This is a genomic window from Aquabacterium sp., from assembly GCF_004297345.1.
Taxonomy (GTDB): domain Bacteria; phylum Pseudomonadota; class Gammaproteobacteria; order Burkholderiales; family Burkholderiaceae_C; genus Aquabacterium.
On the sequence record NZ_SCTN01000387.1, the window covers coordinates 13,114 to 38,806 of the forward strand.

Sequence of the window (25,693 nt, forward strand, 5' to 3'; positions counted from 1 at the left end):
GCACAAAAAAAGCCGGGCCTGAGCGTCCGGCTTTTTGATTGGCGACGCCAACATCAACTCAAATGGGTGCCAGCACGAAGTCACCGGCCTCATGCCCGGCAAAGCCAATGGGCGCATATTGCGGCTGCTGGGCGATGTGCAAGCGCTGCGCCAGATACGCGAACCGCGACGACACACCGGCAAACAGTTCCTGAGCGGACACCGGCGCACGCACCTGATCGAGCATGTCCAGCAGACTGCGCACAAACAAGGAGTGGTCCACACTGCCCCCGTCCACCACGGGCTCCAGACCACCCGATGTCATCGCGACACGCACACGTTGCTTGACCAGATGGCCCAGCGGCAACTGACGTTGCTCCGAGCTCAAAGCCTGATCGATCTGAGGCAACAAGGAGCGCGTCAAGGTACCCGAATAGCATGAGTCCGCGATCACCATGACGTGCCGGGCGCTCATCGCCGCCAGTTGATCGGTCACGTCGATGACCGACACCCACTGCGCCAGATCCTGCTGATCGCCATCCACGGGGATCCAATAACCACGTGCGGTCACCTGGTCCATCTGCCCATGCCCGGCGTAATAGACCACCACCTGATCCTCAGGGCCCGCCTGCATGCGCAAGCGATTGAGTGCGGCCAGCAACTGCTGGCGTGTGGCGTTCTGCAGCATGGTCACATCAAAGCCAAAGCGTTGCCGCAAGGCATCTGACACAGCCTGCGCATCAGCCTGCGGCGTCTCCAGCTTGGGCCAGTGCTGGTAAGCCTGATTGGCCACCACCAGCGCCAGGCGGCGCCCCTTGAGCAAGCCGGGCTCAAGCAGCCTGGTATCAACCGCTTTGGCCGAGGGCGCAGGAGACCGTTGCACCATCGTGAGTTGAGCTTGCGCCAGCACACCATCGCGGTCTTGTGCTTCCACGATGACGCTGGCTGGAGATTCGCCCACGGTCACAGGCACAGTGACAAAGCCCTGCGCATCCGGCTGCTGCGTCTGGCCATTGACCTTGACCGAAGCCAGGCCTGCGGGTGCCACGACTCTGGCCACCACATTGACCGGCCCAGGCGCAGCTTCCAGCGCAACACGCCCACCTACAGCTCTGGGAATGGGCGCAGCGGCATCAGGCGCCACAAAATCCACATGCGGTTGCTCACGCGGTTGATATGTCAGCCCTGCCACCAGGCCGCCACCGGCTGCGGCCAGCAACTCGGCCACGCGTGCAGCATTGCGCCCGCCGCCCAACCCTTTGTCCAGCATAGCGGCCAGCCCAAACTGGGCGCGGGCCATACCTTGCGCAGCGGCTTTCTCGTACCAGGCCTTGGCCAGGCCGGGTTGCCCCTGGCGCTCATACAACTCCGCCACCGTGGCCTGAGCTTCGGGTACGCCGTCAGCGGCCAGCGGCAACCAGATCTTGCTGGCAGCACTGCTGGTGTCCTGCGGCTCGATGTATTCGCCGCCGCCTGCCGCGCAATCCTTGGGCGCCACACGTGCCGCACGGCGAGGCGTCACGCTGGTGGCAAAAGCACCCAATCGACGCACCTGCCCCGGAAACAGGCAATGAACCAAGCCATCAGCAGCCTGCGCATCGTCCTGCCTGGCGCGATCCAGCGAATCCGCGCTGGCCACCTGACAGACCAGCAGACACGCAGCCCCCATCACCAGGCTCAGGCCCGGCCAGCGCTTCAAGCCAATCATGAGCGATCAGCCTGCGCGAAATTGAACACGCCGGTTGCGTGGGCTGTAGGGATCGGACTTGTCCAGCAGCTTCTGCGCGCCCTTGCCTTCCACCATCAACAGCTTGACGGCTAGCTTGCGCTCCTGCACCAGGTAGTCACGCACGGCCATGGCACGGCGCAAAGAGAGCTTCTCGTTGTAGTTGGAACGCCCCTTGGCATCAGTGTGGCCTTCGATGACCACCTTGACCGTGCCTTCGGTCAGCTTGATGCCATCGGCGATGGCGTTGAGTTGCTGACGCGACTGCGGCGACAACTCGGTCGAGTCAAAACCGAATTGCACCGGCACCGACAAGGCGCTGGCCTCGCGCACGGTCGCCACAGGCTTTTGCTCCAGGATGGCAAAGGGCGAGCCCATGGCGCCAGACGAGGCATTCAAACCGCGCTGCTTGATGTTTTCACTGGCGCCACGTGACAGGATATCGGCCACATCCTGCGCGCTCGGCGTCTGGCCTTCCGAATAGACCATGACGTTCTGGGCCATCGCGCCTTGCACGGCGCAGAACAAAGATGTGGCGGCAATCAGTTGAACGCAGGTGCTGGCAACGCGACGCACCACTGCACGATGACGAATGCTCATCATTAGACTCCCTGTGAATTTGATTGAATATGTGAGATGTGGATTGTCCGGCACGCGTGAGCCACTCAGACCGCCAAGGTGCCCACCACGATGGGTGGAGAATGTAAGGAATCGCATCTGCACGCAGCGTCCATGGCCATGGACCTCGAGCCCTCCCGGCAAGAAAACCCCATATCCGCTAGCATCACAGCCTTCCCCACTTCCTCATGGCCGCCATGTCGAACGCTCACGCTGCCCACGCCTCCAGCCCCGACGCTCCCGTCGAAACGCGCCACGGCGTGTGCAATCTGTGCGAAGCCATCTGTGGCCTGACCTTCCAGGTTCAAGGCAAGCGGATCATCTCGATCAAGGGCAACGATGCCGACCCGCTCTCGCGTGGCCACATCTGCCCCAAGGCCGTGGCCCTGAAGGATCTGCACGAAGACCCGGACCGCCTGCGCCAGCCCATCAAGCGCATCGTTGAAAACGGACAAACGCGCTGGCAGACCATCACCTGGGACGAAGCCTTTGATCTGGTCGTGGAAGGCTTGGCACGCGTACGCGAACAACACGGCAGCAACGCCGTGGCTGTCTACCAAGGCAACCCCAGCGTGCACAACTGGGGCAACATCACGCACGGCCCGATGTTCTTCGGCCAGTTGAAAACACGCAGCCGCTTTTCTGCCACCTCGGTCGATCAACTGCCGCATCACCTGGTCTCGCACTGGCTTTACGGGCACCAACTGGCCATCCCGATTCCAGACGTGGACCACACGCGCTTCATGCTGATCCTGGGCGGCAACCCGCTGGCCTCCAACGGCAGCCTGATGACCGTACCTGATGTGCGTGCGCGCTTCACGGCCTTGCGCCAACGTGGCGGCAAGCTTGTCGTGATCGACCCCCGCCGTACCGAAACGGCCGCCGTGGCCGATGAACACCACTTCATCGATCCCGGCACCGATGCCGCCTGGTTGCTGTCCGTCATCCATACCTTGTTTGATGAAGAGCTGGTGCAGCCCAAGCACCTGGAGCCCTTGCTGGACAACATCAAGGCCGTGCGGGATGTCGTTGCACCGTTCCGCCCCGAATCGATGGCCGCGCATACCGGCATTGATGCCGCCACCACACGCCGCCTGACACGCGAACTGGCGCAGGCCGATGGCGCTGTCGTGTATGGCCGCATGGGCCTGTCCACGCAAGCGCACGGCGTCATCTGCCAATGGGCGATCCAGGTCATCAACCTGCTGACCGGCAATGTGGACCGAGAAGGCGGCGCCTTGCTGACCAGCCCCGCCATCGATCTGATTCAGACCAAACTGATGAGCGCAGGCCACTTCGATGTATGGCGCAGCCGTGTGCGCGGCGCGCCCGAGTTCGGAGGCGAGCTGCCCGTGTCCGTGATGGCCGAAGAGATGCTGACGCCGGGCAAGGGCCAGATGCGTGCACTGATCACCTCCTGCGGCAATCCCGTGCTGTCCACACCCAATGGGCGACAGTTGGACGAGGCCTTGCGCGGGCTGGACTTCATGGTCTCGATCGACTTCTACCTGAACGAAACCACGCGACACGCCAACGTGATCCTGCCGCCCACCTGCGGCGTCGAACACGATCACTACGACCTGGTCTTCCTGCATCTGGCTGTGCGCAACATCGCGCGCTACAGCGAAGCCGTGGTGGCTCCCGGCGATGGCGCACTGCACGACTGGCAGATCTACACCGAGCTGGCGAAGCGTTATGCCCGCCGCATCTGGTCGCTGGAGCGAGCCGGCACCCGCCAGCGCCTGACCGGAATGCTCACACGCGGCATCATGGGCAGCCTGCCGCCCAAGCGCCTGCTGGCCATTGGCTTGAACCGCGCCAAGAAGGGCCTGAGCTTCAAGCAACTGCTGGCGCATCCACAAGGGGTAGACCTGGGGCCATTGCGTCCCTCGCTGGTCGCCGGCTTGCAAAAACGCGGCAGACGTATCGACCTGTTGCCCTTGTCCATCCGCCAGGAACTGCCCAATCTGACTGCACTCTTCGCGGCTGGTGATGCTGCCAACCAAACGCCCACCACATCAGCAGGCGGTCGTCCCATTCTCAAGCTGATCGGCCGACGCGACGTGCGCAGCAACAACTCGTGGATGCACAACAGCGAGCGCCTGGTATCGGGCAAACCTCGCTGCACCTTGTGGATCCACCCGAGCGATGCCAACGCCCAGCATCTGCAAGACGGCCAGACCGTAACCGTCGCCTCCCGCGTAGGCCAGGTGCGCGTGCCGGTGCACGTCACCGAAGACATCCGCCCCGGCGTGGTCAGCCTGCCGCATGGCTGGGGGCACGACCGTGCCGGCATCGACATGAAGGTGGCGCAAGCCCATGCAGGCGCCAGCATCAACGACCTCACCGATGACCGGCTGACCGAACGCATCAGCGCCAATGCGGCGTTCAGTGCCGTGCCCGTCTGGATTGAGGCGGCTTGAGCGCATGGCGCTGATCCGCTTCCCTGCCGATCAATCCTGACGAACAGCCAGAAGGCGCCGATAAAGCGCCGCCGTCACGTCGGAGTGGGTCACGATGCCCACCACCCGGCGCGACTCATCCACCACCGGCATGTGGTGCAAGCCGTGTCGTGACAACTGCTGAACCAGATCCGACAACGGCGTCTGGGGCGTCACGCAGATCACGGCTGAGGTCATGATCTGCCCTACCACCTCAGCCTTGCTGGAATAGTCGCCGGGCGTGCGTTTCAGCAAACCTTGCAAGGTCACGGCCAGACCGGCTGAGGTGACATCGTCCACTTGCCGCAGGTAATCGGCCACCGACAGCACCCCCACCAGGCGGCTGAACTTGTCCACCACCGGCAGGGTCTTGATCTTGTGGCGCCGCAGCAGGTTCCAGGCTTCATCCAGATCCGTCGCGAACGCCACGGTCACCACATCTTTGGACATGATGTCGCCGCAGGTCTGCCCCATGTGCCGATCAAAGGCGTGCGCCGAGGCCGCGTTGTACAGCTGGACCAGATCGTCGCTTTTGACGTCAACGAAGCTGCCCAGCTTGCGCACCGCATGCGCCAGATCCGCGTGATTCAAACCGGATCTATTCAAAGGCACCTCATCAGCCGTCTGATGCCGATTGCGCAAGGGGGCTTCTGCGCGATGCGGGTAGCGACGACGCAAGACCCCGTTGTTGATGATCAGCGCCGCCAGCAGCAGGCACAGCACATTGGCCGCCACCAGCATGAGGACGTGAGGGATGTCGGCATGCGCACCGTGATATTCATGCACGAGCATCAGCGCCAACGCGCCACCGGGCGGGTGAATGCAGTTGAAGCGCGCCATCAACCAGACTGTCAGCCCCACCGACAAGGCCGCCGAGGCAAAAGGATGCGGCACCCAAGACAGGCACACCAAAGCCGCCGCCGTGGCACTGGCATACGCCCCCACCACCGGCCAGGGTTGCGCCAAAGGGCTGTGCGACAAGGCAAACAGGATCACCGCACTGGCCCCTAACGGGGCGATCAACCAATAGGCGGAAGCCGGGATCAAGGCCAGGGCCCAGGCACAGGCCGCGATGGCCAGCGCAGCACCCAAGGCCGAACGCAAACGCTCGGCACGCGACATGGAGGGCGTATCGGCCAGCAGCAGATGGCGAACGCGCTCAGGCAGGTTCCAATGCATTGCACCATTGTTGTGCAAAAACCGCCTGCGCCTGGAGGGCATCAACCCGAGCCCGACGCTGCCCCGTGCCTCATCCGCTACGATGGCGGCCACACCGTCTTGCCCACCGCCATGTCATCGCTTGCCTCAGACGAAATCGCCGCTACCGCCGCTCGCATCGTGGTCGAAGAGGGCATGGAATACGGCCCTGCCAAACGCCGGGCAGCCAAACAGCTGGGCCTCACCGGTCGAGGCGACTTGCCCGACAACACCCAGGTGGAAGAGGCTGTCTTCGAGTACCTGGCCCTGTTCTGCGCCGAGACCCAGCCCGAAGAATTGCGCGCGTTGCGTGAACTGGCCGCCGAGTGGATGGCTCGCCTGGCCGAGTTCCGCCCCCATCTGTGCGGCGCGGTCTGGCGCGGCACGGCCACACGGCTCAGCGATATCCACCTCCAGCTCTATTGCGACGACAGCAAATCCACCGAGATCGCCCTGCTCAACCAGGGCATCGACTACGACGTGGGCAGCGCGCCTGGCCCGCGCGGCCAGCCTGTTGACCGACTCAGCCTGACCATTCCTTGCAGCGCGCTCCAAGAAGGCATTGGGCTGCACCTGACCATCCTGGATGCCGACGATCTGCGCGGTGCGCTCAAACCCGATGCGCGCGGTCGCACCGAACGTGGCGATCTCACGGCGCTGCGCAAATTGCTGAGCGAGGCTGAGCCAGCCTGATTGGCTGAGTCTCCCATTCAGATCACGCCTTTGCCCCTGCCTCACCGTACGCCATGCCAAATAAGCTTCCCCGCCCGACCCCGCCCGCCTTGATCAGCCGTCGCCAGGCCGGCGTTGCCGGGGGCCGCGCGCTGCTCCTGCTGGCCGGCTTGAGCGCCACAGCGGGCGGCGTCTGGTTCGGGCTCAAGCGCCATGGCGCTGCCGTCACGACGGACCAGGCTAGCGCCGCCCCGGCATCCGCACCCGACACGACAGCCCCCAGCGCCAGTGCCCCGCTGATCCAGACCGACCAGCTCACCGCCGCGTTCTGGCAACAGCAGTTCGACACGCCCAAGGGCGGGCAACTGAGCCTGGCCAAGGCCCAAGGCAAGCCCACGCTCATCAATTTCTGGGCGACCTGGTGCCCGCCCTGCGTCAAGGAAATGCCCGAGCTGGACCATTTCCACCGTGAATTCACCCCCAAAGGCTGGGCGGTGATCGGCCTGGCGATCGACGGCCCGACGCCCGTGAAGGAATTTCTGACCAAAGTCGCGGTAGGATTCGACCTCGGGCTGGCCGGATTCGGCGGCACCGAACTCGCCCAGGCACTGGGCAACGAATCGGGCGGGTTGCCGTTTTCGGTGATGATCGACGCCAAAGGCAAAGTGCGGCACCGCAAGATGGGCGCGACGCACTTTGAGGAGCTGGCCACCTGGGCGCGCCAGATTGGCTGAGCCTGAGGCTGGCATCTGGGGCGAACTTGAGCCAGGCCAAGCAAACCGGACAGATTTCAATGAAATAGCGGATTTGCATCCATTTGCGTCTAAAATCCGCCTACTTTCATTTTCTTGGTCCAGCTTGCACGCGCGATGTCACGATCGCACAGGCCGGCGAACCAAAGACGCATGCAGATTCTCGTCCTCCATGGCCCCAATCTGAACCTGCTCGGCACCCGCGAGCCAGAGGTCTACGGCGCCACCACCCTGGAGCAGATCAACACCGGTCTGGTCGACTACGCCGCCTTGCGCGGCGCCAGCCTGTCGGCCTTTCAGAGCAACCATGAAGGGGCGCTGATCGACCGCGTGCATGCCGCACGCACCGATGGCACCCGCTTCATCGTCATCAACCCCGGGGCCTACACCCACACCAGTGTGGCCCTGCGAGATGCACTGGCCGGCGTCGCCGTGCCATTCATTGAAGTGCATCTGTCCAACGTCCACAAGCGGGAGCCCTTCCGCCACCACAGCTATTTCTCCGACATCGCCGAAGGCGTGATCGTGGGGCTGGGGGCAGCGGGCTACCGACTGGCACTGGAAGCCGCCCTCGACAAGTTGGGCGCCCCGCCAGCAGCCACCTCTCGCGGCTGAACTGGCCAACATCCCGGCCCGTCATCATCCGCACCACTTCTGAGCGTCACCCGCTCTCAACGCATTCCTGGAGAACCACAACATGGACCTGCGCAAACTCAAGACCCTGATCGACCTCGTGTCCGAGTCCAACGTTTCCGAACTCGAAATCACGGAAGCTGACGGCAAAGTCCGCATCGTCAAGGCTGGCGCCGCCCCCGTGGTCATGGCCGGCCCCATGGTTCAGCAAATGGCACCTGTTGCCGCCGCCATGCCGGCCGCAACTGCCGCCCCCACGGCGCCTGCCGCTGAAGCTGCTCCTGCGGAAGAAACCGGCCATGTGGTGAAGTCGCCCATGGTGGGCACCTTCTACCGCGCGTCCAGCCCGGGTGCCAAGGCCTTCGCCGAAGTGGGCGATGTGGTCAAGGCCGGCCAGCCCGTCTGCATCATCGAAGCCATGAAGATCATGAACGAGATCGAGGCAGACCAGGACGGCACCATCACCAAGATCCTGGTCGAAAACGGCCAGCCAGTTGAATACGGCCAGCCTCTGTTCATCGTTGAATAAGGCGGAGGCTTCGCCATGTTCAAGAAAATCCTGATCGCCAACCGAGGCGAAATCGCCCTGCGCATTCAGCGCGCGTGCCGTGAGATGGGCATCCAGTCGGTGGTGGTTTATTCCGAAGCCGACCGCGACGCCAAGTACGTCAAGCTGGCCGACGAGGCCGTGTGCATTGGCCCCGCCCCTTCGGCACAAAGCTACCTGCACATGCCGGCCATCATCTCGGCCGCTGAAGTGACCGATGCCGAGGCCATCCACCCCGGCTACGGCTTCCTGTCCGAGAACGCCGACTTCGCCGAGCGCGTGGAGCAATCGGGCTTCACCTTCATCGGCCCGACGCCCGAATCCATCCGCATCATGGGCGACAAGGTCTCGGCCAAGCAGGCCATGATCAAGTCTGGCGTGCCTTGCGTGCCCGGCTCTGAAGGCGCCCTGCCTGACGATCCCAAGGAAATCATCAAGATCGCCCGCAGCGTGGGCTACCCGGTCATCATCAAGGCCGCAGGCGGCGGCGGTGGCCGTGGCATGCGCGTGGTGCACACCGAAGCGGCGCTGATCCATGCCGTGCAGACCACGAAGGCCGAAGCAGGTGCTGCTTTCGGTAATCCCGAGGTCTACATGGAGAAGTTCCTGGAGCATCCTCGTCACATCGAGATCCAGATCCTGGCCGACCAGCACAAGAACGCCGTCTGGCTGGGCGAGCGCGATTGCTCCATGCAGCGCCGCCACCAGAAAATCATCGAAGAAGCGCCGGCACCGGGCATCCCCCGCCGCGCCATCGAGAAGGTGGGCGAGCGTTGCGCAGCAGCCTGCAAGAAGATCGGCTACCGTGGCGCGGGTACCTTCGAGTTCCTGTACGAGAACGGCGAGTTCTACTTCATCGAGATGAACACCCGCGTGCAGGTGGAGCACCCGGTCACCGAGATGACCAGCGGCATCGACATCGTGCAGATGCAGATCCGTGTGGCGGCCAACGAAAAGCTGCCCTTCACGCAACGCCAGATCGAGTTGCGCGGCCATGCCATCGAGTGCCGCATCAACGCGGAAGACCCGGTCAAGTTCATCCCTTCGCCCGGCCGCATCACCACCTGGCACGCCCCCGGCGGCCCCGGTGTGCGCGTGGACTCGCACATCTACACGAACTACTTCGTGCCCCCGAACTACGACTCCATGATCGGCAAGATCATCGTGCACGGCGACACCCGCGAGCAGGCCCTGGCCCGCATGCGCACAGCCCTGTCGGAGACAGTCGTTGAAGGCATCCACACCAACATCCCGCTGCACCGCGAGCTGATGGTGGACGCCAAGTTCGTTGAAGGCGGCACCGACATCCATTACCTTGAGAGCTGGATGGCCGCGCGCAAGCGCTGAGCCCGACCAGGCCACTGACATGCCCTTGTTTGAACTCACCCTGCTGGCCAAAGAGGCCGAAGTCGAAAACCTGAGCGACGCGCTCATGGAGATCGACGCCTTGTCCGTATCGGTTGAAGACGCCGATGCCGACACGGAACACGAAGAAGCCCTGTGGGGTGAGCCCGGCATGCCGGTGGCCCGCGAAGCCTGGCAACGCTCGACCATCAAGAGCCTGTTCCCCAGCGAAGCCGAAGCCCTGGAGGCCGCCACCCTGATCCTCGCGCAGGACTGGGCCGACGACATCCATGTGCAAGGCATTCAGCCGGTTGACGAGCAAGACTGGGTGCGCCTGACGCAATCCCAGTTCCAGCCCGTGCCCATCACCGACAGCTTCTACATCGTGCCAACCTGGCATGAGGTGCCTGCGGCAGCCAAGACCGTGATGCGCCTGGACCCCGGCCTGGCCTTCGGTACCGGCACCCACCCCACCACCCGCATGTGCCTGAAGTGGATCGCTCAAAACGCGTCTGCCTACGCGGCTCAGCGCGTGCTGGACTACGGCTGCGGCTCGGGCATCCTGGCCATTGGCGCCGCGCTGCATGGATCGGGCATCGTGGACGCGGTTGACATCGACCCGGCTGCGGTCGAATCCACCAACGCCAACGCCGAAGCCAATCTGGCGCATCTGAAAGCGGCCGACGGCAAGCTGCCCATCAACGCGGGCCTGCCCGATCTGGTAGGCGAAGCCAAGGCGAGCTACCCCGTCGTGCTGGCCAACATCCTGGCCACGCCCCTGAAGATGCTGGCCCCGCTGCTGGCCGGCCATGTCGCCCCTGGCGGCCACCTCGTGCTCGCTGGCATCCTGGCCCGCCAGGAGCAGGAATTGAAGGACGCCTACGCCGAAGTGGGCCTTCAGTTGCAGGTCGCCAACGAAGAAGAGGGCTGGATTCTGATGACGGCGCAGAAAGCCGCCTGATTCGTGACAAATCAATGGCATAAATAGGGCCCTATGAGCCTGGCCACCCGATGCACCCACTGCGGCACGATCTTCAAGGTCGTCCAAGACCAATTGAAGGTCTCGGAAGGCTGGGTGCGTTGCGGCCGTTGCAACGAGGTGTTCAACGCGCTGCCGGCGCTGTTTGACCTCGACAAGGACCCGCCTCCGCCACGGCCTGCGCACACAGCGGCCATCCCAGGGCCCTCACCAGCTGACGCACCTGCGGCTGTACAGCCGCCTCAACAGCCCGAGCCTCGGGTGGACTGGGCACCGCCCGAACCCACACCTGACACGGGCCACTATGCCGACGAGTCTGCAGGGCTGGCAAAACAAAGCGTACTGTCGGACGACGAGCTGAACCTGGGTATCGACTCTCAGCCTCCCGGCGCATGGGCGCGCACCCAACCGGCTGATTTCGCCTCTTCCGCACTGCCAGCGGAGCCGCAAACTCAAGCACCCAAGCACACGCTGGACGAAGACGACCTCGCGCTCGATCCCACGCCCATTGAAGGCACCACCGACTTCGAGCTCGACACTTCCATCGCCGTGGACGACAACACGCCGCTGGAAGTGGTGCTGGCCGCCACGTCCGGTGGCCGCATCCCGATGCCGGCGACGCCACAGCGGCATCAGCAAGAACCCGTCTACGCCGAACCGCCTGAGCCAGTCGAGCCAGCCCATCAGCCCTGGATGGACGAGCCCCCCGACGACGTGCCAAGCACCGACGAGGCCGACGCGCTCGACTCCCGCTACCTGATGCCCAACGAGCGCGAGCGCCGTGCACCGCACCGTCGTGACTCCGGTCCCGAGTTCGCTGATGCCCAGTTCCCAAGCGACGCCATGATCGACGCAGAGGAAGACTGGGCCTCGGATTTCGGTCCATCTGCACTGGACGCTGACGCAGCAACCCCAGAGCCTGCGCCAGCCCCCGTCAAGCGCCTCAATCAGGCCCCTGCACCTGTATCGACGGCTGCTTTGCGTGTCACTGAGTCGGCTCAAGCTGCGCCTTTGGCCATGCCCGCCGCCGCTTCGCCAGACGACATTCCCACCCTGCCTTCGCGCTTCGCATCGGACTTCGAACCCGAGCTGGCCATGCTGCCGCCCAGCGAGCGGCCAGGCAAACCCGGTACACGCGGCCGAGACAAAGCCGACCAGCCACCAGAGTTCCTCAAGCGTGCACAACGCAAGGCCTTCTGGCGTCACCCGGCCATGCGTGGCGTGCTCTCCTTGATGGCCTTGACGCTGGCGGCCACCCTGAGCCTGCAACTCGTGCACCAGTTCCGCGACCTGATCGCCGCCTGGCACCCGGCCAGCCGCCCGCTGCTCGCGCAATGGTGCGAGATGGCCGGCTGCAAGCTGGCCCCCCCCCTGCGCCTGGAAGCCCTGCAGGTCGATAACCTCGAACTCGTGCGCACCAGCTCCGAAGGCCCCGACAGCTACCGCCTCACGGTGGTCGTACGCAACCAGGCCGGCATCGACCTGGCCTGGCCACATGTGGACCTGACTCTGACCGACGACAACGGCGCCGTGATCGCGCGCCGCGTGTTCTCCCCCAACGACGCGCAATGGCTCGATACAGCTGACCCCAAAGCCAATGCAGCCGATGCCGCCAAGGCGGCCAGCATGGCAGCCAGCGTCCCCACAGCGGCCCCGAGCCAGCGCAGCACCACGCTGCAATGGCGCATCAAGGCCACTGACCTTCACCCAGCCGGCTACACCGCCGAGCTGTTCTACCCCTGATTGACATCACCTCCCGAGGATCACCATGTCTGTTCTGATCTGCGGCTCTCTGGCCTTCGACACCATCACGACCTTCCCCGGCCGATTTGCCCAGCAGATCCTGCCCGAGCAGGTGCACATCCTCAACGTGTCCTTCCTGGTGCCCACGCTGCGCAAGGAATTCGGCGGCTGCGCCGGCAACATCGCCTACAGCTTGAAGCAACTGGGCGGCGAGCCCCTGGTCATGGCCACCCTGGGCAAGGATGGCGCGCTGTACCGCAACCATCTGGAGCAGATGGGCGTGAGCCTGAAGTACGTCCACACCGTGGACAACGACTACACCGCCCAGGCCATCATCATCACGGATCAGGACAACAACCAGATCACCGCCTTCCACCCCGGCGCCATGGGCCAGGCCCACATCCAGCGCATCGAGGCCAATGCCGGCATCAAGCTGGCCATCGTCGCCCCGGACGGCCGTGACGCCATGATCCAGCACGCCGAGCAACTCAAGGCGGCCAACATCCCTTTCATCTTCGATCCGGGACAGGGCCTGCCCATGTTCGACGGCGACGACCTCAAGCGCTTCATCTCGCAAGCCACCTGGGTGGCCGTCAATGACTACGAAGCCAAGATGCTGGCCGACCGTACCGGCACCAGCCTGGCCGATCTGTCCAAATCGCACCTCAAGGGCCTGATCGAAACCCTGGGCGCCGACGGCTGCAACGTCTATGTGCAAGGCGAGAAGACCCACGTGCCCGGCGTCAAGGCCGCGGCCGTGATCGACCCCACCGGTTGTGGCGACGCCTTCCGTGGCGGCCTGCTGTACGGACTGGTCAATGGCTGGGATCTGGTCAAGTCGGTCACGCTGGCCAACCAGATCGGCGCCATCAAGATCGCCGCTGCGGGCCCGCAGAACTACACGCTGGATCGCGCCACCCTGGGCGTGTAAGCACAGCCTGCGTCACACCCTGTCACACAGCCGACCGACAGGGTGTCGGCGCCCGGCCCCGCTGCTGCGTTGGACATCCAACAAAAATACATCCAGCAGCGGAGCCCTCCATTGTCATCAACAGCCTCAACTGTCGCCCTGAACAGGCCGGCCTTCACGCCCCGCAGTGCCCTGCTCGCCTGCGCAATGCTGCTGGCCGCACTGCATGCCACACCCTCGTTGGCAGGCTGGTTTGGCAGCCCTTCCGCGCAACCCAAGGATGGGCTCACCCTGGCCACCTGGAACATGGACTGGCTGATGACGCCGCGTACGCACGATGAACTGGCGCCGCGCTGCATGAGCAAACAGCCCGCCAGCAACGAACACGCGTTCCCCTGCACCCCAGGCAAACCGCAGCCACCCACTCGTACCCAGGCCGATTTCGACGCCTTGGCGCACACCGCCAATCAGTTGCGCGATGAACAGCAAGCCGACGTCGTGGGCTTGCAGGAAGTCGATGGCCCGGATGCGGCGCGCATGGTGTTCAACAAGGGCTGGAAGCTCGACTGTTTCGTGAACCGTGCGCACCCACAGAAGGTGGGCTTCGCCATCCGCGAAGGCCTGCCCTACCACTGCAATGGCGATCTGAGTGCGCTGGATGTCGATGGCAGCACCCGTGCCGGCGCCGACATCACGCTCTATCCGGGCTCGCGCAACGAAGTTCGCCTGCTGGCGGTGCACCTCAAAAGCGGCTGCTTCGACGGCCGCCTGGACCGGCACTTCTCGCCTTGCGAACGCCTGCGCCAGCAAGCGCCCGTGGTGGAGGCGTGGATCGACCAGCGCGTGCGCGAGGGCAAGCCCTTTGCCGTGCTGGGCGACTTCAACCGCCACCTGGACAAGGACGAACGCTACCCCGCAGGCCCGGATGAAGCCGCACCCATCAACCTGATGCAGGCCTGGAGCGACAACAACCCACCCGGCGCCGTCCTGCTGCGCGCCACCCAGGGCGAAGCCTATGTACCCTGCGATGCCGACGACCACCACAAGGCCTATATCGACGACATCCTCATCGACCAGAAACTGGCCAGCGCCAATAAAAACAGGCGCTTTGCGCGCCTGTCGTTCAACCCACAGGACCATGGCCGGGAACTATCCGACCATTGCCCAGTGGTGTGGGGCCTCACGCCCTGATCAGGCCTTGCCCTGCGTGGCCACAGCCGCAGCCGCCTTGGCAGCAGCTTCGGCATCACCCAGGTAGTAGTGCTTGATGGGCTTGAGATTCTCGTCGAGCTCGTACACCAGCGGGATGCCGTTGGGGATGTTCAGGCCCACGATGTCGGCATCACCGATGTTGTCCAGGTACTTGACCAGGGCGCGGATCGAGTTGCCGTGGGCGGCGATCACCACGCGCTTGCCGGACTTGATGGCCGGGGCGATCTCTTCGTTCCAGTAAGGCAGCACGCGGGCCACTGTGTCCTTGAGGCACTCGGTCAGCGGGATCTGGTCGGCAGGCAGGCCGGCGTAGCGCAGGTCCTGGCGTTGGCCCATGGGGTCGTTGGCGGCCAGTTCAGGTGGCGGCGTGTCATAGCTGCGGCGCCACACCAGCACCTGCTCGTCGCCGTGCTTCTGGGCGGTCTCAGCCTTGTTCAAGCCTTGCAGGCCACCGTAGTGGCGCTCGTTGAGACGCCAGCTCTTGACCACGGGCAACCAGATGCGGTCCATCGCATCGAGGCAGTAGTTCAGCGTGTGGATGGCGCGCTTGAGCACCGAGGTATAGGCCACGTCGAACTCGTAGCCTTCAGCCTTGAGCAACTGGCCAGCCGAGATGGCTTGCGACACGCCGGTGGGCGTCAGGTCAACGTCAACCCAGCCGGTGAAGCGGTTTTCCAGGTTCCAGGTCGATTCGCCGTGGCGAATCAGCACGAGCTTGTACATGTGATCGATCCCAATCTGGTGAGAATGTGATGTCGGCCTGCGCGACCGACTGAACCCGGGATTTTATAATCCCTGTCTGCCCCGGCCCACCCTGGTTCGAGGGACGCCTCCCGCCCCCAGCAGGACAACCTGCACACAAAGAGAGTTTTTTGCATGACTTCCACGAGCTACATCGCCAACAACTGGTACTGGATGGTTGCAGCGGGGGCATCCGGCGCGCTGCTGCTGTGGCAACAGATCAAGGAAGGCGGCACCACCGGTGGCCTGAGCCCGGCCCTGGCCGTGCAGTTGATCAACAAGGAGCGCGCGCAGGTCATTGATGTGTGCGAACCGGCCGAATTTGCCGCAGCCCACGTGGCCGGCGCCAAGAACATCCCGCTGGGCGAAATCGCCAACGGCAAGGGACTGCCCGGCAACAAGAAGTTGCCCCTGGTCGTCGTGTGTGCGGCCGGCGTGCGCTCAGCCAAAGCTGTGACCCAACTCAAGGCCATGGGCTATGAAAACGCCCAATCGCTGGGTGGTGGCCTGAAGGCCTGGCGCGAAGCCAACCTGCCGATCGACAAAGCCTGAACCGAGACACGCGGGCGGGGCACTGGCGTGTGACTTGTCACCGCTAGTCCCCATGAATCAGGCGGGCATATCGAAACGGCGACAATATGCACATCGTCACTCATACCCCCAGCGGTTCCCTGCTGTCGTTCGATCATGCAAGCAGTCAAGATGTACACCACCCAGGTCTGCCCCTACTGCATCCGGGCCAAGAGCCTGCTCAAGCAGCGCGGCGTCGAGCAAATCGAAGAAATCCGGATTGACCTGGATCCTGGGCAGCGTGAGCACATGATGACCATCACGGGTCGACGAACCGTGCCGCAGATCTTCATCGGCGACACCCACGTGGGCGGCTGCGACGACCTGATGGACCTGGACAAGCGCGGGGGGCTGCTGCCCTTGCTAAGCGGCGCGTGACCAGGCCCGTGCGGCATCAGCACTGTCTGACGCCACTGAGGGTGAGGGCCTTTCAGCAAGGCGAATGACCGCCATCATGGTGTTGATGAGACGGGCGTACTGCGTCATGGCGAACAACAGACCCACGCCCGTCATCAGGTAGATGAACAACAAGACACCTTGCTGATGCAGCACGTCTTGCCGCGGCAGTACCAGGGTCAGCACCAGCGCCAGCATGGAGAAGACGCCCAGCAGGGCCCGCCCCATCCGATGAAACGTGAGGCGCTCGTTCAGGCAATCCAGTCTGGCGCCTTGCGCGGACTTGAGACTCAGAATGAGGATCAGCGCAAACAACTTGATGTACTCGCCTCTGATGCGCGTCCATCCGTGCACCAGCAGCCCGACCCAATTGACAGCACCCATGCGTTGAACAGCTTCACGGCCATCGGTATCACCTTCGGCTTGAAATGCGTCTGCGAGTATGGGCCCCTGGGATGATCTCAAGCAACGAATGAGGTACATCGCTTCATATAGCGTGGACATCAAGGTACTGATCATGTCGATGATGATGCCTGTTGCCAGCACGCCCATGGCACCCATGGCAGACAGCAATTGGCCCATGCCGGCATACGCCTGCGCCTTATCAGCTATCAACAAGCGCGCGTCAAACTGCATCTTCCAGTGAATCAGCAAGGGCGTTGTGCCAAACTGATCGGATGGCACATGGATATCGACCACGAACGCCAACGCGAGCAATGAAAACCAAAATAGCGCCCCGATGACCACGTAGTCCGCAAAGCGATCCCAGACTTTCATCACTGCACCTTGCCCGGCAATACAAGTGTTGATTCCGGCGCTACACCGCCACCGGCAGGAATTGGGCATTGGGCCGCCGGGCTGCTCGAAAACAGGCTCATCCCCCATTTCGACAGGATGCCAACGGCACACCCCAGCACGGCCCCGGCAACCGGCAGCGCCACAGCGCCAACGCCTGCACCCACCGCGCAATTGATCGCATATTGCCCACTGCCGGAGTCTGCATCGCAGGCCGCCTTGGCCTCGGGCGCAGCTGCCAGGCCGTAGACCGGATGACAGAGCAAGGCAGCGCCAAGGACTTGGATCAGTATCTTTTTCATGATCATCCCCTTTTGACGGTGTCCACCCAGCTGAAAGAAATTCAAGCCAATCGGGTTGCCACGGACACCATTCAATTCAGCGTATCACCATGTAAAACAGGTGCGCTACCCCCTAACCTGCCATATCGCCCCCCTTGCGTTGCGCCTGGCGCGACACGAAGCACCTGATCGGGCGCAAACCCTGAGCGCTGTGTGACAGCCGCGTCATCGGGCTGGTTCATAATCCAGCCCGATTGTCTTTCTGGCTTGGACTTCTTGCGCAAATACCGCGCCCGGCCTGCAACATCAAACCAACCTAGGAAAATCTGTCATGACCGACCAAGCCGCACAACCGTCTTTCTCCATTCAGCGCATTTACCTCAAGGACCTGTCGCTGGAGCTGCCTAACGCACCGGCCATCCTGCTGGAACAAGGTCAGCCTCAAGTTGACGTGCAACTGAACCTGCATGCCGAACCCGTGGTCGATGGCCTGTACGAAGTGGCCGTGACTGCCACCGTGACCGCCAAGGTCAACGACAAGGTGCTGTTCCTGGTCGAAGCCAAGCAAGCCGGCCTGTTCGAAATCAAGAACGTGCCTCAAGAACAGATGCAGCCGATCATCGCCATCGCCTGCCCACAGATCGTGTACCCCTACCTGCGCGCCACTGTGGCCGACGTGCTCAACCGCACCGGCTTCCCACCCGTGCACCTGACCGAAGTGAACTTCCAGGCCATGTACGAATCGCAGCTGCAACAAGCTGCCGCCAACGGTCAAGCACCCCAAGCCTGAATTGGCCGACACCGACGTCACGACTGGGCTCGCCACGCGCAACCTCACGGTATTGGGCGCGGGAGCCTGGGGCACAGCGCTGGCGATCAGCGCGTCCCGCCACAACCCACAGGTGATGCTGTGGGCGCGGGACGCCGCGCAGGTCGCAGACATGCGCTCAAGCCGCTGCAATACCCGCTACCTGCCCGACGCGAGCTTCCCTGAAGCGCTGCAACTCAGCCATGATCTGGATGAGGCGGTGGCGCACGCGCGCGCCAATGGCGGGCTGATCATCATCGGCACACCCATGGCGGCGCTGGGCAGCATGCTGCAAAGCCTGCCTGACGACGTGGCCACGCTGTGGCTGTGCAAGGGCTTCGAAAAAGGCACGGGGCGATTGGGTCATGAAATCGCCCAGGCGCTGCGCCCGCATGCGCGCAGCGGCATCCTGTCGGGGCCCAGCTTTGCCAATGAAGTGGCGCTGGGCCAGCCGACCGCCCTGGTTGCGGCCAGCACCGATCAGGCCCTGGCCGAGCAGGCCGTGGCAGCCTTCCACAGTGACAGCCTGCGCGTCTACACCTCGACCGATCCGGTCGGCGTGGAAGTGGGTGGCGCCGTCAAGAACGTGCTGGCCATTGCCACCGGCATCGTCGATGGCATGAACCTGGGCCTCAACGCCCGCGCCGCGCTGATCACGCGTGGCCTGGCGGAGATGACCCGCCTGGGTGTGGCACTGGGCGCCAGGCCAGACACCTTCATGGGCTTGTCAGGCCTGGGCGATCTGGTGCTGACGGCCACGGGCAACCTGTCGCGCAACCGCACGGTGGGCTTGCAACTGGCCACGGGCAAGAAGCTGGATCAGATCCTGCTCGACCTGGGGCATGTGGCCGAAGGTGTCTACAGCGCGGCCACGGTGTGGCAACGCGCGCAGACGCTGGGCGTTGCCATGCCGATCACGGAAGCCGTGGTGGCTGTGCTGGATGGGCGTTTGACACCTGCCGAGGCTGTCGGGGCACTGATGCGGCGTGAGGCCAAGGCTGAAGGCTGATTGTCTGGCGTACTGCCACCTTGGTCTCGCTTTTTCGTTGCAACGCGAGGCGGGGTCTGAACCAGACTTCGGCCAGGCTTCATTGTTGACGGTCCCGCTTTGCAAGCGGGACTGCCCTGCGATGCTCGCGAGGAAGTGGCGCCAGAGAACTCCCTGCGTGGTCTGACGACCACTCCGGTCAAACAGCTCCGGCGAGTCAGATGAACGAAGCACGCTGCGCGTGCCCACTTCCCCACTGCGCTTCTCGGCGTCAACAAGGCGCCCGGCCAAAGTCCGGCTCAGCCCTTTTCCGCCTCGCTCATCGCATGCACAGGCTGCTTGTTCTGGCTGGTCCACCAGCGGGGCGAAACAAGGCTGAGGGGGCATGCGGCTGGGCGCCTTGTTGGCGTCGAAGGCGCGCAGGGAGGCTCAGGTTTGCCCCTTGCTGCAAGCAAGGGGATGGCGAGCATGTTTGAGGCCGCAGGCAGAGTTGCGCAGCCACCTGAGCTGGACGAGCACCGTAGAGCAGTCCCGCATAGCGGGACCGCCAACATGACGCCCGGACGCATGCCCCCTCGGCCGCGCCCGCGCTGCAAGGTCAAAGCGCTCAAGCCGACGCAAGAATCGACCAGGAGCAAAGCACCGTTCAAGCCCCGCCCGCGTACCCGTTCTGCCGCCAGGCCTCGAACACCGCCACGGCCACGGCGTTGCTCAAGTTCAAGCTGCGTTGATCAGCACGCATGGGCAAACGCACCCGCTGCGCCGTGTCAAAGGTCTCACGCAAAGCCGGATCCAGGCCACGCGTCTCACAGCCGAACACGAACCAGTCTCCAGGCTGCCATTGCACTTCGTTGAAAGGACGGCTGCCCCGCGTGGTGAAGGCAAACATCCTCTTCGGATCAGGCTGCATGGCCTCGATGAAGGCCGCCCAATTGGCGTGGCGACGCACGTCAGCGTACTCGTGATAATCCAGGCCCGCGCGGCGCAGCAGCTTGTCATCCATCGAGAAACCCAAGGGCTCGATCAGATGCAGCTCGCAGCCGGTATTGGCCGCCAGCCGGATCACATTGCCCGTGTTGGGCGGGATTTCAGGTTCAACGAGGACGATGCGAAACATGGGGGCGCATTATCCCCTGCCCGCGCTCAGCCGCCCGTGGTCTGCTTGAAGGCCATCACGGCCTGATTGCGCAGCGTGCGCAGCAGCGAGAGTTCCTTCTCGTTGACCTGAAGGCTGTTGGCCTTGCCCTTGTCGGCGTAGATCATGCCCAGCACGATGTCAGGCTGGCCCTTGCGCTTCATCACCAGGGGCAGCAGCAGGAAGGTCGGGGCCTGAACCTGATCACGGAACCAGGTCGGCAGACGACCCACGATGGTCGGCGCAGCGGCGTCGGCGATCAGCATGTCGGCGTTCTTCAGGCAAACGATGGAGAACAGATCCGGCGTCGCGCCAGCAGGTATCACCAAGGGGATACGAAATGCCGCCTTGACCACATCCACCTGCTCGCCAATGCCCATGCGCCCCAACAAGGCGCCCGTCTTGGCATCACGCAAGCAGAAGATGACGCGGCGGCAGTTCAAGGCGCGCAGCATGGTCTCCAGGATCATGTGCAGCACGTCGTTGAGCTTGAAAGACTCCAGCAAGGTGTTGGTGATGTCCTGGATGCCGTTGGTCAGCACATTGGCCACCTCCTGATCGGGCAAGGGCATCTCGGCGGTCAACGCGCCATCGGCAGGGCTCAACTCCAGCCCCAGATCCTGAGCACTGGGGCCACCGGTTTGCGCGGCGTTGGGGGCATCGACGTAGTAGTGATCCAGCAGCTTGTCGGCGGGCGACGTGGCCGGCACGCTCATGTTCAAGGCGTGGGTCAGCTCGGTCAGGCGCTTGCGCGCGCGACTGGCCGCGTCCTGCAAGGCATGGGGCGACAGGTCCAGCGCCTTGCCATAGGTGGTCGACAGATTGGTGAGCAGATCGCCCAATTCGCCCGGTTCGGCCTCCAGCATGCTGTCGGCCGCCGCGTTGGCCAGGCTCGCCATCCACCACACACGCTCAGGCCGCGCAGCCAGTGACTGCTTGGGTACATTCGCGCCCGGAGAGCCCATGCAAGCCCTCAGGCCATCAGGCAGGCCCCACATCTTGCCGACCTTGTCGGCCAGCTTGTCCAGCGGCACGCCCAGCACCTTCTCGGCAGCTTGAACCTCGGTCATGGGCGGGGCACCGTCCTTGCCGGCCATGATCAGGCGGATCTGCTCGGCATCGTCGGGCAGGTAGTAGGACACCAGCATGCGGCCCAGATTACGGAACAGCGCGCCCAGGTAGGCGTCTTCGGCCTCCTTGGTCGTGCGGCTCAGTTCACTGGCCAGGGTGCCGGCCATGACCGTGCGCAGAAACTCCACCTTCAACTGCTGGGCATGCGCCTTGTCCTGCATGTGATCGAGCAGCATCAGCGACAGCGCCATATTGCGCACGCCGCCTGCGCCAATCAAGGCGACTGCGCGGGACACGGTGCTGATCGGGTCCGTCCCGGCGCGCCGAAAGTGAGCCGTGTTGACCACGCGCAGCAATTTCTGCGTGAGCGCCACATCTTGCAGCACCTCGTCGCACAAGGACTGCATGCTGTCCGTCTCGGAGTTGGACAGCGCCTGCACCCGCGATACCGACGTCGATAGCGCCGGGAAATCGCTTTTGAAGCGCATTCGGCGCAACAAATACTCGAGTGTCAACTCGGCATCGTCGATGTCTGAAGCGGCAGGTGTCTGGTTTGAGTCGGGCATGGTGGCTCTTGTCCTCGTCCCTCATTGGGCCCCAAATCCCGTCCATTGAAAATGGGATTCGCCCGGTTTTCCGGCCTCAGTTCCTCATAAATGCGCGCCATATCGGGGCATTCCCAGGGGTCAGAAGATACCGAAGTGATACCGATGCGTATGGGCAGGCCTCCTAGACTGGGCGCCAGTACCCATCACCAAGCAAAGTCATCAGGAGCCATCTGCATGAGTTTCCACATTGCCATCATCGGCGGCGGCGTCTCGGGCCTGTCCGCAGCCTACTACCTTCAGCAGCAGGCGCTGAGCAGCGGGCAGGCCCTGGACATCACCGTCTACGAACGCAAACCCCAGTTTGGCGGCAACGCGGATACCGTGGTCGTCAAACTGGGGACCCTGCAGAACGGGCAGGGTCAGCCTGAGCGGGCCTTCATCCGCTGGGCCGATCTGGGCGTCAACGATGTGAACCTGGCAACCTACGTCAAGCTGGCCGCCTTGATGAAGGACATCGGCTACCTCCAGCACATGAAGCCGCTGCAGGACACCACCAGCTACTTCACCGCCGATGGCAACGAATACCTCACGGACGACGCGGCCCTGTACAACGGCGTGTCTGACGCGCGCTTCAACCTCGCCCAGACCGATGGGGGCGAATTGAGCAAATTGATCGCGGTGGTTCACCAGCATGCGATCGACCTGGTGGCACCGCCCGCAGGCGGCCCGCCCCCCGTTCCAGTGAGCTACACGGTCGCGCACTACTTCGACAGCTGCATCGCCAATCCTGAAGGCATGCTGGCGGCCACGGCACGCCGCCTCCAGATCCAGATCAACTGGGGTGATCCGGCCATCCCGGCGCGCATCGCACGCATCCGCGACGAGATCTACTACCCGCGCATCTCGGCCATGTACTTCACGGACAACGAGACCGGCCCCGGCGGCATGCCTTTGCAGTCGCCCTTTCAGTACTACCGCGTGCAGGAAGGCGGCGTGACACCAGATCGCCGCTACTTCGAATACGGCTCACAGCACTGGCTGCAAGCGCTGGCCCGCTGGATGGAACAGCACAGCACGGACAAGGTCAAGGTACGCCACCACATGGGTGCACCCGTGAAGGTGACGATTTCGCCGGCCAGCGCCGTGGTCACGCCCTCTGATGCACCGCCCGAACACGTGGACCTGGTGCTGATGGCACTGCACGCGGACGACGCCCTGCATGCGCTGGAGTTCAAGGGCATCCCTACCGACACGGCGCACGCCATCCAGGCCACACTGCACCAGGTGCGCTACACACGCAGTTACGGCGTGTGCCACACCGACGACCGACTGCTGCCGCGCAACCGCAATGTCTGGCGCACCTACAACGTGCTGGTGCATTCACCGGCTCAGCAGGTACAGCCTTATCGGATGAGCTACGTGGAGAACTTCCACCAGAACGACCCGCTCACCCCATCGCTGGACCACATCGGACTGCCCATGTTCTTCACGTCCTTGTTGCCCGACCTCAAACAGGTACAGGCCAACGCCGTGCTGACCCGATTGAATGGCGACGAAGTGCCCCAAAACCTGCGAGACGCACTGCCCCACCTGGCCCAAAGTCATGCCCCGGCACATCACCCTCAGACGGGCTACAGCCACGAACTGGGTGCGACGCATGCCCATCTGGCGGGCAAGGCCTGGGCATTGTTCAAACACAACGTCCTGAACGTGAATTGCATCGATGCGCAATCACGCATGCAGGCCATCAATGAAGACAACGCCCAGCGCCCACTGATGCCCTTGTTCTTTGGCGGCGGCTGGACGAACGGCGCAGGCTTGCATGAGCAGTGCCTGGCGCAATCCCAACTGCTGACGCAATGGGCTCAGCGCTACATCAACCGGCACCAGGCTGCTTGAAGGGCTCACGCCCGCATCACGCCAGACTTCACCGCAACAACACACGTGGCAACTTGAGCAGCACATGCAGTATTTGCTGCTCACGCAGTGCCATCCAGGCAGGGTCATCAGGGTGCGGCAAAGCGTCCAGATCCTGGCACCTGTGCATGAAGTCATGCAGCAAACGCACCCAGGGCGTTGGCTCACGCCCTGTGCTTTGCAACCAGTTTTCACCCAGACGGCGCGCCGCGTCGTGCTGGCCACGCAGCATGCACACCTCCATCGCACTGGCGTGGAAGCGGTACACGTTGTGGGCCACGCAGCCGCGCTCAATCTGGGCCTGTGCGCGCTCGATCATGATCATGGCGCGCTCATCCTGGCTGTGCAGCAAAGCCCAGGTTCCCATGACCCACGGCCCAATGAAGGCATGCAGTTTCAGTCGCTCCACGCCATCCAGCGCCAGTTGAATGACACGCTGAGCCTGCACCTCGTCACCTGAGGCATACAAGGCACGGGCCTGGGCCTCTTGCAAGAAGGGTTCGAAGCGCATGGCCCCCATGGCGCGGCAGATCATCAGCCCTTCGTTGATATGAAAGAGCGCTTCCTGAGGCCGCCCACAACCCAGCTCGATCCAACTGGCCGTCAAGCGCGACACCAACTCCGCCCGCCGATTGCCCACGCGACGGGCCAGCACAGCGGAGGCCACCGCCTCCATCAGCGCCTGAGGCGTCTGGCACAGGTAGATCTGCGTGGTCGCCAGCATGAAGCGGTTGGAGGCTTCGATATCCCGCAAACTGTGCTCATCACACAAGCGCAGGCAGCGCACGAAGTGATCGTTCGCCGTGTGCATCAGGCCTTCCGCGTAGAAGGAGTCACCCAGCCCGCTGAGCGCCTGGGCTTGCAGACGCGCAGCTCCCGCCTGTTGGGCCACATCCATGGCCAGGCCGTGGTGCATGCGGCTGCGCGCCACATCGCCACGCGGAAAGTACAGATTGCCCTTGAGATAGTGCAAGGCCGCCAGTTGAGCCAGAGCATCTGCCGCCTTCGCTTGCGGCAAAGCCTCGTCGATCAAGGCTTCTTCGGCCACCAACTCTTCCAGCACATTGAGCACGCTGGCCAATGCGACCTTGGCTTTCAGCCGCGACACCTCGTCCGGCGCGTGCGCTACAGCGCGCTCATATGCTTCACGCGCCTGCGGCATGCTGCCCATCTTGGCATGCACATCACCCAGCATCATGGCGTGAGCATGTTCATCACGCGAGGCATAGTCGATGCCACCATACATAAGCAGCAAGGACAAAGCTGCCTCATGATCAAAGTCTTCGTGACGCGTTCTGGCTGCAGCCAACAAAGCCACAGGCGCATGTGGCTGCCTGGCTTTGTGCAAATGCTGGGCTGCCAACACCGCATCGCTTGATTCAAAGTGCTGCGCAACCTGCACATGCATGGCCTCGCGCTGCCGAACAGGCAAGGCCTCATAGATGCCCTGGCGAATCAAGGCATGCAGGAAATCGAAGCGATCGCCATCCAGATGGCGCTCCAGGTGGCGCAGAAGACAGTGCTGCACCAAGACATCCAGTTGATAGCCTGGCGCAGGCATCAAGGCATGGATGTCTGCCGTACTGAAGGACTGGCCCAGCACCGCCGCCAAGCGCAAAGCATGACGATCCTGCGGCGACACCTCATCCAATCGCACTTGCAGCAAATGCTGGAAATTGTCGGGCAGTTG

At 63.5% G+C, this 25,693-nt stretch carries 24 protein-coding genes; 15 read left to right on the forward strand and 9 right to left on the reverse strand.

The features are described from left to right. Positions 1–58: 58 nt before the first annotated feature. Together EPO09_RS14745 and EPO09_RS14750 are read right to left on the reverse strand one after the other, a co-directional pair. A complete protein-coding gene (locus EPO09_RS14745; protein WP_290644083.1) occupies positions 59–1,687 on the reverse strand; it encodes a caspase family protein in 1,629 nt (542 codons plus the stop codon). 6 nt (positions 1,688–1,693) lie between these two features. Continuing rightward, complete coding sequence (locus EPO09_RS14750; RefSeq protein WP_290644084.1) at positions 1,694–2,305, reverse strand: OmpA family protein; 612 nt, start codon at positions 2,303–2,305, stop codon at positions 1,694–1,696. 215 nt (positions 2,306–2,520) lie between these two features. Between EPO09_RS14750 and EPO09_RS14755 the strand changes: the two genes are divergently transcribed. Continuing rightward, the gene (locus EPO09_RS14755; protein WP_290644085.1) at positions 2,521–4,746 is read left to right on the forward strand and encodes a molybdopterin-dependent oxidoreductase; all 2,226 of its coding nucleotides are present in this window, start codon (positions 2,521–2,523) and stop codon (positions 4,744–4,746) included. Positions 4,747–4,776: 30 nt separating this feature from the next. Here the strand turns inward: EPO09_RS14755 and EPO09_RS14760 are convergent, their stop codons facing one another. After that, positions 4,777–5,943 (reverse strand): CBS domain-containing protein, encoded by a 1,167-nt coding sequence (locus tag EPO09_RS14760; RefSeq protein WP_290644086.1) that lies wholly within the window; start codon positions 5,941–5,943, stop codon positions 4,777–4,779. Between the two features lie 111 nt (positions 5,944–6,054). Between EPO09_RS14760 and EPO09_RS14765 the strand changes: the two genes are divergently transcribed. From EPO09_RS14765 to EPO09_RS14805, 9 genes are all read left to right on the forward strand, one after another. Then, on the forward strand, positions 6,055–6,654 hold the full coding sequence (locus EPO09_RS14765; protein ID WP_290644087.1) for a hypothetical protein: 600 nt from the start codon (positions 6,055–6,057) through the stop codon (positions 6,652–6,654). 89 nt (positions 6,655–6,743) lie between these two features. Further along, on the forward strand, positions 6,744–7,367 hold the full coding sequence (locus EPO09_RS14770) for a TlpA disulfide reductase family protein (protein ID WP_290644088.1): 624 nt from the start codon (positions 6,744–6,746) through the stop codon (positions 7,365–7,367). Positions 7,368–7,538: 171 nt separating this feature from the next. Then, the gene (gene aroQ, locus EPO09_RS14775) at positions 7,539–8,000 is read left to right on the forward strand and encodes a type II 3-dehydroquinate dehydratase (RefSeq protein WP_290644089.1); all 462 of its coding nucleotides are present in this window, start codon (positions 7,539–7,541) and stop codon (positions 7,998–8,000) included. A gap of 82 nt (positions 8,001–8,082) precedes the next feature. Further along, positions 8,083–8,547 carry an acetyl-CoA carboxylase biotin carboxyl carrier protein gene (accB, locus tag EPO09_RS14780; RefSeq protein ID WP_290644090.1) on the forward strand — a complete coding sequence of 155 codons (465 nt, stop codon included), beginning with the start codon at positions 8,083–8,085 and terminating at the stop codon, positions 8,545–8,547. Between the two features lie 15 nt (positions 8,548–8,562). Further along, the gene (gene accC / locus EPO09_RS14785) at positions 8,563–9,912 is read left to right on the forward strand and encodes an acetyl-CoA carboxylase biotin carboxylase subunit (RefSeq protein ID WP_290644091.1); all 1,350 of its coding nucleotides are present in this window, start codon (positions 8,563–8,565) and stop codon (positions 9,910–9,912) included. A gap of 25 nt (positions 9,913–9,937) precedes the next feature. Next, complete coding sequence (prmA, locus tag EPO09_RS14790) at positions 9,938–10,870, forward strand: 50S ribosomal protein L11 methyltransferase (protein WP_290644106.1); 933 nt, start codon at positions 9,938–9,940, stop codon at positions 10,868–10,870. A gap of 33 nt (positions 10,871–10,903) precedes the next feature. Beyond that, entirely contained in the window at positions 10,904–12,631 is a 1,728-nt protein-coding gene (locus EPO09_RS14795; RefSeq protein ID WP_290644092.1) for a DUF3426 domain-containing protein, read from the forward strand. Between the two features lie 25 nt (positions 12,632–12,656). Continuing rightward, the gene (locus EPO09_RS14800; protein ID WP_290644093.1) at positions 12,657–13,562 is read left to right on the forward strand and encodes a carbohydrate kinase family protein; all 906 of its coding nucleotides are present in this window, start codon (positions 12,657–12,659) and stop codon (positions 13,560–13,562) included. 186 nt (positions 13,563–13,748) lie between these two features. Continuing rightward, the gene (locus tag EPO09_RS14805; protein ID WP_290644094.1) at positions 13,749–14,732 is read left to right on the forward strand and encodes an endonuclease/exonuclease/phosphatase family protein; all 984 of its coding nucleotides are present in this window, start codon (positions 13,749–13,751) and stop codon (positions 14,730–14,732) included. Here the strand turns inward: EPO09_RS14805 and gpmA are convergent, their stop codons facing one another. After that, positions 14,733–15,476 carry a 2,3-diphosphoglycerate-dependent phosphoglycerate mutase gene (gene gpmA / locus EPO09_RS14810; RefSeq protein ID WP_290644095.1) on the reverse strand — a complete coding sequence of 248 codons (744 nt, stop codon included), beginning with the start codon at positions 15,474–15,476 and terminating at the stop codon, positions 14,733–14,735. Positions 15,477–15,629: 153 nt separating this feature from the next. On the opposite strand from gpmA, the gene EPO09_RS14815 reads away from it, so the two are divergent. Together EPO09_RS14815 and grxC are read left to right on the forward strand one after the other, a co-directional pair. Further along, entirely contained in the window at positions 15,630–16,046 is a 417-nt protein-coding gene (locus EPO09_RS14815) for a rhodanese-like domain-containing protein (protein ID WP_290644096.1), read from the forward strand. A 135-nt stretch (positions 16,047–16,181) separates the two neighbouring features. Further along, a complete protein-coding gene (grxC, locus tag EPO09_RS14820; RefSeq protein ID WP_290644097.1) occupies positions 16,182–16,442 on the forward strand; it encodes a glutaredoxin 3 in 261 nt (86 codons plus the stop codon). On the opposite strand, the gene EPO09_RS14825 is transcribed toward grxC, so the two are convergent. Both EPO09_RS14825 and EPO09_RS14830 read right to left on the reverse strand, forming a co-directional pair. After that, entirely contained in the window at positions 16,428–17,237 is an 810-nt protein-coding gene (locus EPO09_RS14825; protein WP_290644098.1) for a hypothetical protein, read from the reverse strand. The two genes, grxC and EPO09_RS14825, sit on opposite strands and share 15 nt — an antisense overlap. Beyond that, on the reverse strand, positions 17,237–17,602 hold the full coding sequence (locus EPO09_RS14830) for a hypothetical protein (RefSeq protein WP_290644099.1): 366 nt from the start codon (positions 17,600–17,602) through the stop codon (positions 17,237–17,239). Before EPO09_RS14830 ends, EPO09_RS14825 begins: the two co-directional genes overlap by 1 nt. Positions 17,603–17,867: 265 nt before the next feature. Here EPO09_RS14830 and secB point away from each other — a divergent pair, with 265 nt between their 5' ends. Then, entirely contained in the window at positions 17,868–18,326 is a 459-nt protein-coding gene (gene secB / locus EPO09_RS14835; RefSeq protein WP_290644100.1) for a protein-export chaperone SecB, read from the forward strand. 1 nt (position 18,327) lies between these two features. Continuing rightward, positions 18,328–19,353, forward strand: a complete 1,026-nt coding sequence (locus EPO09_RS14840) for an NAD(P)H-dependent glycerol-3-phosphate dehydrogenase (protein WP_290644101.1) — start codon at positions 18,328–18,330, stop codon at positions 19,351–19,353. Between the two features lie 625 nt (positions 19,354–19,978). Here EPO09_RS14840 and trmL read toward each other — a convergent pair. Together trmL and EPO09_RS14850 are read right to left on the reverse strand one after the other, a co-directional pair. Continuing rightward, positions 19,979–20,449: a tRNA (uridine(34)/cytosine(34)/5-carboxymethylaminomethyluridine(34)-2'-O)-methyltransferase TrmL gene (gene trmL / locus EPO09_RS14845; RefSeq protein WP_290644102.1), complete on the reverse strand. Its 471-nt coding sequence runs from the start codon at positions 20,447–20,449 to the stop codon at positions 19,979–19,981. Positions 20,450–20,475: 26 nt separating this feature from the next. Continuing rightward, a complete protein-coding gene (locus EPO09_RS14850; protein ID WP_290644103.1) occupies positions 20,476–22,104 on the reverse strand; it encodes an HDOD domain-containing protein in 1,629 nt (542 codons plus the stop codon). Positions 22,105–22,320: 216 nt separating this feature from the next. Between EPO09_RS14850 and EPO09_RS14855 the strand changes: the two genes are divergently transcribed. Further along, complete coding sequence (locus tag EPO09_RS14855) at positions 22,321–23,985, forward strand: FAD-dependent oxidoreductase (protein WP_290644104.1); 1,665 nt, start codon at positions 22,321–22,323, stop codon at positions 23,983–23,985. A gap of 28 nt (positions 23,986–24,013) precedes the next feature. On the opposite strand, the gene EPO09_RS14860 is transcribed toward EPO09_RS14855, so the two are convergent. Next, positions 24,014–25,693, reverse strand: a 1,680-nt coding sequence (locus tag EPO09_RS14860; RefSeq protein WP_290644105.1) for a hypothetical protein, incomplete at its 5' end; no start/stop codon positions are given.